Here is a 13,375-nt window from a genome sequence, read left to right on the forward strand (position 1 = left end):
AGGTCTGCAATTGGGCGAACATCCGATCCAGCACACCGGACTTAGCCCAACGGTTCATGCGTGTGTACACCGTATGCCAGTTGCCAAAGCGCTTGGGCAGACCGCGCCATTTGCAGCCGTGCTCTGCCACGTAAAGGATGGCGTTGACCACCTGCAGATTGGTCATGCTGACATTGTCGCGCTGCGCAGGTAAGCAATGTTCGATGAGGGCAAATTGTGCTGGCGTGATCTCCATGTCCATAGTTTAATCGCCCGAGCCATTAGTGTTAACAGGCCCTAGTTACTTGCGGCCTAATACTGGGGTCTAGACGACTCACCGCTTGAGCCCGTTGCCTACTTTTTCGGTACCGCCAGCGTGTTGTTACGTTGAGTCACCTCAGCAACCTCGCCTTCCGTTACCAGACGCAAACGCGCGTCCTTGCCAGTACTAGCAGACGGCACCGCCACCCGCACAACCGCCGTCCTAGGCGTCAAATCGCGCGGCGCGGCAAGCGCCGGAAACCCTGCCCGCGCCAGCTCCTCCCCACGTGCATCCTCCAACACCACAAACCCAGCTGGTGCATCAGCATGCCCGAGGCTGTGCACGGTCACTTCGATGGCGTCTGCGGTCACGCGTACGTCGCCGTGGCCGATGCCAAGGTCCGGGCGTAGTTCGACCGGGGTGGTGGCTGCGATGCGCTCGAGCTGCAAGATTGTGGTGCGGCTTGCGGGGAAATCGATATCGAGGGAAGCGCTTTTTTCGAAGGCCACCTCGCGCGTGGTGCCGGTGCTGTCGATCTTGCCGTCGCCGTCGCGGTCCACGCCCTGGGTGATGCGCCATTGGCCTGGGGCGACGTTCCAGCCGGTCATGCTGGCGCGCTGGGGTTTGCTGGAGGTGTTGTAGGCAATGACGGTGAAGCGGTCTTGCTGTGGCGCGGGGATGGCGATGGCCACTTGGGTGGCGGCTTCTGGGTCGGCGAAGCGCCAGCTCACGGTGTGCCCGGGGTAGGTTTGATTGCGCTTGAGGGCCACGCCGCCAAGGCGGGCGCGCTGCAGGTTGACGGTGGGGGATTCCACTCGGTCGCTCCACCAGTGGCCTTCGGTGTGCATGTAGAAGTTCTGCAGCTTCTCTCTTGCTTCGCTGTGGTAAATGCTGGCGAGATAATCGAGGTTGCCAGTTTGTTCCCAGGCAACAAAGTGCGGGAAGTCCGGGGCGCTGCCGTCGTCTTTGTTTGCGGCGTCGATTAACTTGCTGGCCCAGTCATTGCGCTTGCCCATGACGTCGAGGAAGTTTTCGTTGAGCAGCGACAGGCCATTGGGGCCGCTGTTGGCGACGCGGTAGTTAATAGCCTTGAGATAACGGTCTTCGCCGGTGAAGCGGTAGGCGGCCCAGAAGGTGTGCAAGGTGTCGGCGCCGCCGCTGCCTTCGAACAGTTCGCCGCCGCGGGTTTTGCCGGTTTGCCAGTTGATCTCGTTGGGCAGGGCCCAGTTGCCTTTGGCGTTGGTGTAGGCGTGGGCGAGATAGCCGTCGGCTAATCCTGTAACGATGCGGCGGCTGTTGGAGTCGGCGTTGTAGCCGCCCAGCAGGATGGCCGGGTGCACGATGGGGAAGGAGTACGGTTTTTGCCATTGCCAGTTGGGTTGGCGGTAGACCTTGCGGCCGCCGAACCAGTTGCTGGCGAATAGCAGGTGGCCCTGCGGGTTGACCTGGATGATGGTGTCGAAGGCTTTGACGGTTTCCATCAGGCGCTCGACGGTGCGCGGGTCGCCCCAGTTGAGATACAGCAGGGCGCTGTTGATGTTGATGCCTTCCTCGTAGGAATGCAGCTCGTCGGTTTCGATGGTGGACAAGCCGTTGGTGAACATGCCGTTGCGGTAGTTGGCCTCGGACAGCGCCAGCATCGACGCATTGAGAATGTCCGGGTCTACGCCCATCAGGGCGACGCCGGGCCATTGCTGCACCAGATCGGAGTCGTCGGAAATGCCGCCACCGAAATCGCCATAAGCCACTTGGCGCTCGTCGATCCACCAGCGGATGTAGCGGCGCGTGGCCTTGAGGTCTTCCAGTTGCCAGAACGCCCAGGCGGGCACGCCCTTGGCCACGGTCGGCATCTCGACGGGCAACTCGCTCTGGTTGGCGTAGCTGATGTCGTTCCAGTATTCGCGACCGAGTGCGTTGTCCGGGTCGACGCGTAATAGGTCGGTGATGTCGGCATCTAGCCGTTTGTAGAGCAGCTGGCGCTTGGAGGTGGTGTGTTCTTCGACCAGGAAGCCCCAGTTGTCCTTGACCTGATTGAAGCGGTCGGCGACGTGTTCGCTGATGGTCTCAGCGCGCGGTTTGAACACCAGCTGTAATTGGGTGCCGTCGAGCGCCTTGGCATCGAAGCCGGGTGCGGCGGCGGCGATGCTGAGCATCAGGCTGTCGTTGCTGAGGATTCTGTCGCGCAGGTCCAGCCATAGCGTGCGCGCTTGACCGGGGACGACTGCGACAGAGACATCGAGCATGTCGCGTGCGGGCCAGATGGGGTCCTTGATGCGGATATTGAGCGGAATGCTGCCGTTGTGGGTGGCCGGCAGGGTGAGTGCCGGCAGGGTGATGGCGATGCCATCCAGGCCGTCGTGCATGTTTTCCCAGCCGTAGGACCAGCTGCGCATCAGCGGCTGATCCGGCGGCGGGTCGCCCAGGCTGGAGGGCATCAGGATGTGCACGATGGGGTGCTGGTCCGTGACTGCGGCCTTGTCGCTCGCGCGCTTGCGTGCCGGCCCCTTGGTGGGCAGCGCGATAACGGTCTGGCGCTCGCTCGCTGGGTAGCGGCCGGCGATGACAGCGCGCAGTTCGACGAGGTTGTCGTAGTCGGGCTGGATGTCGCTGCGCACGGTGTAGCTGAGTTGCGCGCTGCCTTTGGGCACCCCGCCGGGCTGCACGTCGTAGGCCCAGATTTCCTGGATGGGCGTTTCCTGCGCGGTGTTGGCAAAGCGCAGGGTGCCGCCGCGGCGTTCTTCGAATTGGTCCACGCTGCGCACCACACCTTGCTGGCGTGCGAACAAGGGCTGCGGCTGTGCGTTGGGCGCAGCATAGGTGGCCTGGCCGTAGGCGGCGCCGCGTAGTTCGATGCGGTTGAAGGGTTCGTCCGGCAAGGTGAGGTCGAGCGCCTTGCCGCCTTCGACGTAGGTGTTCCAGTCGGGCAGTTGGAAGTAGTCGTTGCGCCCCGGTAGCCGCGAGCGGTTATAGACGCCGGGCCAGGTGGTTTCGGCAATGCCGTCGGTGGCTTTCCACATCCATTGTTTGAGGTCGCGTGCGTCGGCGAATTCCACCTTGCGGATGCGCGTGACCGGTGCGGTCAAGGCAGGCGGTGCATGGCCGTTGTCCCAGCCGTAGCGATGCAGGAAGGCAGCATATTGCGCATCCGCAGCGATGGCAGGTGCGGTGGTGGGGTCCTGCAGGCGTGCGAGTGCGGTGGCGCCTGCGCCATCGAGCATGCGGTCGTAGATGCGGATCTCGTCGAAGTCGCTGCCGCGCAGGAAGTTGTAGCGGCTTTGCACTTGATGCGGCGACATCACGCGGCCGGCGAGGCCGAACTGGTCGAGTGCAGCGTCGAAGTCGAGCGCGCCACTGTTGGCGCAAGGCGCACCGCAGTCCACGCGCGCGGCCTCCTTGCCATCGACATACAGGCGCACGCCGCGGGTTTCGTCCCAGGCAAACGCAATGTGGGTCCAGTCGCTGGCCGCCGGATTCTTGTCGAGCTGGAAGGAGACGCGGGTGCGCGCAAGGTTGGCGTCGGTGACGAAGGCATCGAAGCCGTGGCCGTTCCAGTCGATACGCAGCCAGGCCATGTCCCAGCTGGTGTGGTCGGCGTAGCCGACGCGGAAGATGACGAACGGCGCTTCGCCGACCGGGTAACGCGAACGCCAGAAGAAACTCAGAGTGCCGCGCTGGGTGTAGAGATTGCCGGGCGCATTCCACGACAACACACCGTCGTCGGCCCATTCGATGGCGTTGCCGCGTTTGCCGGTGGGCACCAGCGCGATCTTGTCGCGGAAGTTGGGCACGCCATCGCCGCGGGCGACATCGGCTTCCAGACTGCGGTCGGCCGAGACGCGGAACAACAGCTCCGGTGCATCGACAGCGGCCGCACTCACCGGCAGCGCAATCAGTAACAGCACACCCATCCAACAGTTCAACACACTCACTGCCTGACTCCTAAAAAGCATCGCCGCACGGAGTCACCGCGCGGCGAATATTCGATAACGCATGGCGTTAGCAGCCCCACGCCGGCAGGGGTCTGCCACCTGTCTTGCCCGGCGCAGCGATGGTCTGCATAGGCTACGCGGTGCCTGCCTGCGCGTGCGTCGCGCAGTGATCGCCAACGCACGCATGCTGGTGAGCAAGGCGATGCGCGGTGCGGGCGGGCTGCAATGCATATCACTGCATTGCCTGCAGAACTACGTGATCAGCAACGCGCCGTGCGAATGCGTTGAAAACGTGAGATCACGCCCGCTACGCAATGTGCGTCGCGGGCAGACACCACTTAGAACTTGTAGCGCAGGCCCAGCAAATACTGCCGGCCGGTTTCGGTGTACTGCAGCGGCAACTCACCGGTTTGCGGCGACCACACCCATTCGTCGGACGCTTCGTTGGTGAGGTTGATGCCCTCCAGGCTGAGCTCCAGCTGCTTGCTGATCTTGTAGCGCAGCGAGGCGTCGATCATGGTGGTGCCGGTCATGCCGTGCACGCCATCGACGTTGAATCCTGCTTCCGTACCGGGGGCTTGGGTCAGGTAATCGTCGCGATTGGTGGCCGAGATGCGGCCGGCGAAGGTCTCGCCTTCGTAGAACAAGGTTGCATTCCACGAGGAGCGCGACAGGCCTGTCAGATCGTTTTTCATCACCGGTGTGCCGGTGCTGGACAGGTACTGGATCTGCGAATCGACCCAGGTGTAGTTGAGTTGCACGCCCAGGTTGGCCCACTTGCCCGGCAGGAACGTAAACGGCTGGACATAGTTCGCTTCCACGCCCTTCAACTCGCCGCCAGGTGTATTCAACGGAATGCTGAAAGTGAAGTCGTCGTTGACGCTGGCGCCGGTGCCATCCAGCAACGCAGCCGGCAGGCCACTGCTGGAATACGGGCGCACTTCGCGCGCGGTCTGGATGAAGCTTTCGATGTCCTTGTAGAACACACCGACACCTAGCATCGCCCCTTCGTTGAAGTACCACTCCAGGCCAAGATCGACATTGGTGGCTTCGATCGGATCCAGGTCCGGGTTGCCGCCTGACACGGTGCGTGCACCACCGGCCACGGCCACGGTCACGCCAGGCGTCAAGCTGCCCAGGCCGGGACGCGACATCACCTTGGCCGCACCCAGGCGCAGCAACAGGTCGGGCGCGAGCTCGGCTACCAGGTTGAACGAGGGCAGCGTGTTGTTGTACTTGCGGCCCACCGTGGTCAGCGCCGGTGCGTTGTTGATCAACGCATAGCCGGAGGACTCCTGCTCGGTACGCACATAACGCACGCCGAAGTTACCCGACAACGGGATGGAGCCTAAGTCGGTGGAGAACTCGCCCATCAGCCAGACGCCGCGGTCTTTTTCTTCAACACTGCGGGTGTTGTTGGCACGCGGCGCCACGGCGAAGGTGCCGCTGTTGCTGTAGATGCCAAGCTGGTCGGCCACCGCATCCAGATTGGGAATGACCCAATTGGACGGGCTGCCATTGATGCCCTTGAGACCGGCCTGCTCGGTCAGGTCCGACGGCACGATGCGGCTGCCGTTGGCAAAGGTCGGCACCGACACTTCGCTGGCGCGACGCAGTTCAACCGTGCTGAAGGTGTAGTTCTTGGCCAGCACGCCACCCTTGAGGCGGAAGCCGGGGCTGATGTTCCAGTTGAAGTCGATCTGCGCGGTATCGAAATCGTTGTCGACGGTCTGCGGACGCAGGCGGATTTCGGCCAGTTCCCAACCGGCGGGGTTGGTCGGGTCGATGCCGTAGTTCAGCACCGGCGCGCGGTTGTTGCCACGATAGTCGTAGCTGTACCCGTCGACGTCGTACTTGTCCATGATGATGGTGGTCTGTAACGGGTTCTCGTGCGCCGAGCGCGAGGTACCGACACGACCAGACACGGAGAAGGCATCGTTGAAGCGGTGCTCCAGATCCAGGCTGACCTGCTTGAATTCGGTATTCCATTCGTCGTGGCGGTTTTCCGAGCGAATATCGACGTTGTCGAATTCGCCGTACACCAGCGCGTTGTTGCGGATCTCGCCGTTGCGCACAATGGTGGCCGGCTTGCCGTCGCGATCGGCACGACGCGGCGTGCCGCTGTCGCGAGCGCGGCTGAAGGAGATCGCCTCGATATAGTGCTCATCGCGCGTGGCGTCGATCTTGGAATACAGCGCATCCAGCGAGACGGTGGTGCGGTCGGTGGGCTTCCACTGCAACGACCCGGTCCACGCCCAGGCGTTGCTGGTCGTGTTCCAGCTGCACATAGCGCGGGAATCGCGGGTGGTACACGTCGGCCGAGCGCGCGGCGGCGTAGGGCGATGCTGCACTGAAGTTACCGTTGCTCGGACCATTGGCCCAGCGGCCGGTGTTGGAGCCCTCTTCCAGCACCTGCCGCTCGGTATAGGCCACCGACAGCAAGGCGCCAAAGGTGTTGTCTGCCCAGGTATTGGCGATCAACGCGGCCACACGCGGGTTGGCCTTCTCGGCCATGGCGTTGTAAGCCGCCTGGGTGCTAGCGGCGAAGGTGAAGCCGTTGTAGTCGAACGGGCGCGCAGTGCGCAGGTCGACAGTGGCACCCAGCGAACCTTCTTCCACATCGGCCGAGGCGGTCTTGCGTGCGATCAGCTGCGAGAACAGGTCCGAGGCGAACACGTTGAAGTCGAAGCCACGGCCGCGGTTGGTGCCGCCGCTTTGGTCGCCGGCGCCCACGGTGGTGAGCGCTTCCATGCCGTTGATGCGCACGCGGGTGAACTCCGGGCCCAGACCACGCACGGTGATGGCGCGGCCTTCACCGGCATCGCGGGTGATCACCACGCCGGGGATACGCTGCAGCGACTCGGCCAGGTTGAGGTCGGGGAACTTGCCAATGTCCTCGGCGACAATGGCATCGACTACGCCGGCTTCGCCGCGCTTGATGTCCAGCGCCTTCTCAACGCTGGCGCGGTAACCGGTCACCGTGACGGTGTCCAGGTCCACGGCGGGCTCGGCCGGAGATGGGGCAGCTTCTTGTGCGGCAACGTGGCCGCTCAGCGCCAGGCCGATCGACAGTGCGAGCAAGGTAACCGGTGTCTTCCGGTTGGTGGTCCGAAATTGCATGTCCTCCCCTCCCAAGGGTCCATGAACAATGTGAAATTAGCGGGTTGCGAGCGGAAATGACACCGCTGGTCAAAACGACGTTACCAGCTGAATCGCCCTGTAACATCTTGCAGCGCAGCACAAAACGCCACCAAATTTCCGAAAATGGGGTGCAAGCCGTCACCTCACGTCGCATCATGCCCGTGGTAGCCAGCATTTCACGCCGGTTACAATGACACCGATGGTCATCTCGATGCGTGGCGGCGCCCCCACTCCGCCACGGATCACCCAGCCGAGGTAATTGCCGCATGAGCCGTGCCCGTATCCTGTGTTTTGGTGAGTTATTGCTGCGCCTTGGGGCGCCTGGTCACGCGCTGTTGTTGCAGCAGCCTCGGCTGGACGTGCACTGCGGTGGTGCAGAAGCGAATGTCGGCGTGTCGCTGGCGCATTTCGGCCATGAGGTGGCCATGGTCAGCACGGTTGCGGACAATCCACTCGGTGCGGCGGTGCTGGGCGAATTGCGCCGGCATTCCGTGGATACCCGCCACGTGCGGCGTGTGGATGGCCGCATGGGCCTGTATTTCTTGACTACCGGTGCCATCCATCGCCCCAGCGAAGTGATCTACGACCGCGCCGATTCGGCGTTTGCGCTGGCACCGGCCGATGCCTACGACTGGCCGCGCCTGCTTGAAGGCGTGCAGTGGCTGCACTTGTCCGGCGTGAGCCCGGCGTTGGGTGCCGATGTTGCGCAGGCCACGTTGGCGGCGGCACGTGCCGCGCGTGCGGCCGGGGTGAAGGTATCGTTCGACGGCAATTATCGGCCGAAGTTGTGGCAACGCTGGCAAGGCGATGCGCGCGGCATCCTGCATCAGTTGTTTGCCTGCGCGGATGTGGTGTTTGCCGATTACCGCGACATCGGCGTGGTGCTGGGCGGAGAGTTTGCGCAGGACACGCTGGAAGCGCGCGTGGAAGCGGCCGCGCAGCAAGCCTTCGCCGCCTTCCCGCAGTTGCAGTTGATGGCGTGCACGCAGCGCGTGGCGCATAACGTGGACCACCACAGCCTGGGCGCGATGCTGGTGCCACGCGAAGGCGCGGTGGCGCGTGCACCCATCGAAGAACTCACCTACATCATCGACCGCATTGGCGGCGGCGACGCGTTTGCGGCCGGCGTGCTGCACGGCCTGATCGAAAGCTGGTCGCTGGAAGACACGGTGCGCTTCGGCCTGGCCGCCGGCTGTTTGAAGCATTCGATTCCGGGCGATTTCAATCCGCTTTCGGTGGCCGATGTGCAGGCGTGCGTGGGCGATGCGCGGTTTGATGTGAAGCGGTGAAAGGCCGGGAATTGGGAATCGGGATTGGGAAATCGTAAAAGCTGAGAGCGCTGGCTTTCGGCACTTTTTCTAGAGTTGTTGATCAGAGAGCACGGTGTACTAGCTAACACGCTGTTGCGTGGCCTGCGGGCAGTGGGCAGATGCTCGCTAGGTTTTGCTTGCAGCGCTCACGGTTTCAAGCCGGCCTGCGTGCGCGGCGTTTGTTGATAATCCATGCCAGTGGGGTGCTCACCAGCACCACGCAGACCGACGCCGGAACGCTGAAAAACGCCGCAATCAACAACGCGTTTTGCCACGGCGGTGCCGAGCCGTCCTGCATCACCACGGCGCACATCACAGCCGTGGTGATCACAAGATTGACGGGTGTTTTAAGCGCACCGTGCACACGGATAACCGCAAGAGCACGCGCAGACGCCAGTGACCAGAAAGGTCAGGACAAGATGGGCAATGAGTTTGTCCATTGGGGGCAGAGATTCGGGATTAGGAGGTGGAATTTCGTCAAAGCAAGGGCAACCAGCATCGCGTGCCGCTTGTCCTTGCCGCAAACCGTTCGGGGCTGCCGAAGATCAGCGATGCGGCAATTCACCGCTCTTGCGAATCCCGAATCCCCAATCTCTAATCTCTAATCCCGGCAATCAAGCCAACTCGATGCAATCGAAGCTGACATCCGTCGCCACATCGGCGTCGTAATCCACATCGGTGCGCTCGAAGCCGAACAGCTTGAGGAACTCGTGCTTGTAGCCAGCGTAGTCGGTGAGCGCGAACAGGTTTTCGGTGGTGACCTGCGGCCATAGCGCCTTGCAGGCGTCCTGCACGTCATCGCGCAATTCCCAGTCGTCCAGACGCAGGCGGTTGTCGTCGTCTACTTGGGCCGGCTGGCCGTCTTCGCGGTACAGGCGCTCGCGGAACAAGCGATCCAACTGTTCGATGGTGCCTTCGTGCAAGCCCTTGTCTTTCATGATCTTGTAGACCATGGAAATGTACAGCGGCATCACCGGAATGGCGGCGCTGGCCTGGGTGACCACCGACTTGAGCACCGCCACATTGGCGCCGCCACCGTGCTTGGCCAGGCGCGCGTTTAAGCGCTGCGCGGTGTGGTCCAGATCGACCTTGGCCTTGCCGAGTGCGCCATGCCAGTAGATCGGCCAGGTGATTTCGGTGCCGATATAGCTGAAGGCCACGCTGCGGGCGCCATCGGCAAGCACACCGGCGCCTTCCAGCGCGTCGATCCACAGTTCCCAATCCTGCCCGCCCATCACGGTGATGGTGTCCTCGATCTCCTGCGCGCTGGCCGGCTCGATCGAGGCCTGGATGATGGTGTCCTTGTTGGTATCGATGGCGGTGGCGGTGTAGGTCTCACCGATCGGCTTGAGCGCCGAGCGCTTCACTTCGCCGCTGCCCGGCAGCTTGCGCACCGGCGAGGCCAGCGAATACACCACCAGGTCGACCTGGCCGCCCATTTCATTCTTGATCAGCTCGATGACCTGCGCACGCGCCGCATCAGAAAACGCATCGCCATTGATCGACTTGCTATACAGCCCGGCGGCCTTGGCATGTTTGTCGAACGCGGCGGAGTTGTACCAGCCGGCGGTGCCGGCCTTGGTCGCGGTGCCGGGCTTTTCGAAGAACACGCCCAGCGTGTCCGCACCGAACCCGAAGGCGGCGGTGATGCGCGAGGCCAGGCCGTAGCCGCTGGACGCGCCGATCACCAGCACTTTCTTGGGGCCGTCATTGCGGACGCCGCGCGCACGCGTTGCGGCGATCTGCTCGAGCACATTGCGCTCGCAGCCAAGCGGATGCGTGGTGGTGCAGATGAAGCCGCGCACTTTGGGATGGATGATCAACGGGAACTCCTGGTCAGCAAGATGCTGGCGGCATCTTAGTGCCTGGACGAGGTATTGGGGAGGCCCGGTGCTGCCGAAAAAAGGCGTGCCGCAGTCGTGGCAGACGAGCATTAGAGCCATCCACGACAACGCTCCCCACAGTGCGTCAGGTGTCCCCCTGCCGCACAGCGCCATGCATGGCGGCCCGTGAGCCGCCATCCACCGGCGTGAGTACCCAGACCCAGCACATGCCGCCTGCTGGCTCAGCCAGCAGGCGGCAGCGCATTGTCGGCTGCGGCGTCTTGCGGTGCCATCCACGCTTGCAGGGGCTCGGTGGATGAGTGGCAGGCCATTAGCCGCGCGACACGTGCGCAAGAAGTATTTCGATCAATGCACGGGGATCATGCCTAACCTGATAGGCATTATAGACCGCTGCATGACTTACCGGTTTTTTATCGCTAATATCTTTGAGTAGATTTCCCACCTGCGTCCTCTGCCATTCATTCATTTGCACCGGGTTTATCACCGTCTGATACCCGTACAATATATTCATCGCTTCCGCCATCACATCGGGAGCGATTTGCGCCTGGGATCCAAGCAGGGTGCTCTCCCCTCGCCTATAGGATTGTTCAGCTTCGACAGCCTGATACTGCGTTCTAGTGAAAGCTTCGAGGTCTCTCCTGCATTTCGCCAGAATTTTAGCCAACTCATCTCTGGATCTAGTCCTGGTATCACCTGCAAGTCGACCTTGCGCATTCTGCACGCCTTCGACGGCTCTCTGATACGTGCGCCCGAGTGCGGGATTATTCGCACATTGGTCTCTTATATTGATCAGATTTGGGAGTATCTCATTCTGAATTTCACGATTGCTCCGATGCTCTTCGTTGCTTAGCGCCCGTGGAGGCGGCGACACAGGGCGGCTGGACAATCCCGCAAGGCGCGGATTGACGTCGGAGCCGCGCCGTGCCCTGCCAGCATCTCCATCTCTGCGCTGGTCGTTTTCGGCCGGGCGAGAACTTGAAGAAGAACTGCTGGATCCAAAAAAACGTCCAATTCGACGCACTTTATTTCTCCTCATTCAAATGATGGGGCACCATCAAAATACGATTTCGAATCCATGCCCTGGCGAGCAGCGAAAAAGTGATGCCTCGACCGAAATGCGTGTCGGCTTGACGAAGAAAAGTTCAGCATCCTGACGTTGCAGATGCGGCAACGATCAGCGCAATGGGACTTGGGTATCGGTCGCATGGCGCACTCCGCAGCAGACCGGGACGCGGCGCCGAACATTTGCTGTGGCCGCTGAACGATCATCGCGGCACCCGTTCGCCGCCTGTCTTTACATCCAAGGGCCACCGCCGCTGTCCGTTGCCGATGATCGTTTCGGCCGCTTCCGATTAGCACGCCTCCGCCGAAGCACGCTTGCCGCCCATCCTGTTCCATTCCATCGATGGCGGCGCGTATACCGAGCACACCTTGCTGCGCCGTGCGTGCGCAGCGACGAACAGCGACCACAATCGCCTTACGCGGCAGCGAGCTGTGCTATTTTTCTGCCGTGCTTGGTCGCGCCTGTTGGCGATTGTCGAGGCCCCTTCCAGTTGTGCGACCGGTATCTCAGCGATGTCTCTTCGACGCGAGCGCGTCATGCAGCTGGGCTCGGTTCCGCGGTTCCGCCTTGGGCCATTGCTGGTGGAGCCGGAGCGGCTGACGCTGATCGACGACGGCCAGACCATCGCGCTGGAACCGCGCATGATGGAGTGCTGATCGCGCTGGCCGAGCGCGCCGGTGAGGTCGTCAGTGCCGAGCAGTTGTTGGTCGAGGTGTGGCACGGCAGCTTCGACGGCGACAACCCGGTGCTCAAGACCATCGCCCAGTTGCGCCGCAAGCTGGGTGACGACAGCCTCCAGCCGCACTTTATCGAACCATCCGCAAGCGCGGCTACCGGCTGCTTCCAAAGGTGGTGTTTCCGGACGCTTACCGCGGTGCAGTGATCCGCACGCAGGCGTGGGTGCACGGCAACCCGTACATGAGGCTGCAGGCATTCGATCCGGCGCATGCGGACGTGTTCTTCGGCCGCAGCCATGCGATTGCGCAGGTGCTGGGTGTGTTGCGCGCGCAGTTGCACAGCCAGCGCGGGATGGTGCTGGTGAGCGGTGCCAGCGGCCGCGGCCTTGCAGGCGCTGTGCAGCAGCGCGCACGTGGCGGTGCTGATGCTGACCCGCAGCGATTTTTATCCGCGCTTGATCGATGTATTGTCGGACATCGTTGAACTCAAACGTGGCGATGGGCATGTGGATCTGCTGCCGCCACGCGACGGCGAGATCGGCCAGATCATCCGCGCGCTGGCAGCAATGGCCGGGCTGCGCTTCGAAGAAGATCACAACAGCGCCGGCCGCCTGGACGATGTGTTGCGCGACGCCACCGCACGCCAGCCCGATGCGCTGCCGTTGCTGCAGCACTTGTTGCATGCCCTGCATGCGCAACGCAGCGACGACGGCCTGCTGACGTTTGCCGCGTATCACGCCCTGGGTGGGCTGGAAGGCGCGCTGGCGCATCATGCCGAGCACACCTTCCGCGCATTGCCTGGCGATGCGCAGGCCGCGCTGGGCGAGGTACTGACGCTGTCGGGCGTGATCCACCCGACAGCGATGCGGTGACCGCGCGGCGTGCGCTGTGGTCGGCATTGCCGGCAAACAGCGCAGCGCGCGTGCTGGTGGATGCGTTCGTGCATGCGCGCCTGTTCGTCAGCGAGCTGGTGGCCGGCGAGCCGGGCTTTGCGGTCGCGCACGAAGCCTTGTTGCGGCAATGGCCGCGCGCGGCCGAATGGATCCATGAAAACCGCCGCCTGCTGCAGGCGCGCAAACGGTTGCAACTGGCTGCACAACGCCGGGCCGCCGAAGGCCGGCGCACCAAATCCCGGCCCTTACGATTCCCCATTGCTCATTCCTCATTTCC

General features: G+C 62.7%; 5 protein-coding genes and 3 pseudogenes. 2 read left to right on the plus strand and 6 right to left on the minus strand.

Going from position 1 to position 13,375, the window contains the following annotated elements; genetic code table 11:
* The 3 genes and pseudogenes from NX05_RS05175 to NX05_RS05185 form a co-directional block, all read right to left on the minus strand.
* Positions 1–235: transposase (locus tag NX05_RS05175; RefSeq protein ID WP_155550123.1), on the minus strand; the 235-nt coding region annotated here is incomplete at its 3' end.
* A gap of 98 nt (positions 236–333) precedes the next feature.
* Entirely contained in the window at positions 334–4,149 is a 3,816-nt protein-coding gene (locus NX05_RS05180; RefSeq protein ID WP_039437072.1) for a LamG-like jellyroll fold domain-containing protein, read from the minus strand.
* A 359-nt stretch (positions 4,150–4,508) separates the two neighbouring features.
* A pseudogene (locus tag NX05_RS05185) lies at positions 4,509–7,290 on the minus strand (TonB-dependent receptor).
* Between the two features lie 287 nt (positions 7,291–7,577).
* On the opposite strand from NX05_RS05185, the gene NX05_RS05190 reads away from it, so the two are divergent.
* Positions 7,578–8,600 carry a sugar kinase gene (locus tag NX05_RS05190; protein WP_039437069.1) on the plus strand — a complete coding sequence of 341 codons (1,023 nt, stop codon included), beginning with the start codon at positions 7,578–7,580 and terminating at the stop codon, positions 8,598–8,600.
* A 175-nt stretch (positions 8,601–8,775) separates the two neighbouring features.
* Here the strand turns inward: NX05_RS05190 and NX05_RS24715 are convergent.
* The 3 genes and pseudogenes from NX05_RS24715 to NX05_RS24720 all read right to left on the minus strand — a co-directional run bounded on the left by NX05_RS24715 (position 8,776) and on the right by NX05_RS24720 (position 11,486).
* Positions 8,776–9,061: pseudogene (locus tag NX05_RS24715) on the minus strand (hypothetical protein).
* Positions 9,062–9,235: 174 nt separating this feature from the next.
* A complete protein-coding gene (gene fabV, locus NX05_RS05200) occupies positions 9,236–10,444 on the minus strand; it encodes an enoyl-ACP reductase FabV (protein WP_039437066.1) in 1,209 nt (402 codons plus the stop codon).
* A 331-nt stretch (positions 10,445–10,775) separates the two neighbouring features.
* On the minus strand, positions 10,776–11,486 hold the full coding sequence (locus tag NX05_RS24720) for a hypothetical protein (protein WP_253956513.1): 711 nt from the start codon (positions 11,484–11,486) through the stop codon (positions 10,776–10,778).
* A 554-nt stretch (positions 11,487–12,040) separates the two neighbouring features.
* On the opposite strand from NX05_RS24720, the pseudogene NX05_RS21835 reads away from it, so the two are divergent.
* Positions 12,041–13,331 (plus strand): annotated as a pseudogene (locus tag NX05_RS21835) (winged helix-turn-helix domain-containing protein); the annotation flags it as partial.
* Positions 13,332–13,375 lie beyond the last annotated feature (44 nt).

It is taken from the genome of Xanthomonas vasicola (assembly GCF_000772705.2).
GTDB classification, from domain to species: domain Bacteria; phylum Pseudomonadota; class Gammaproteobacteria; order Xanthomonadales; family Xanthomonadaceae; genus Xanthomonas; species Xanthomonas vasicola.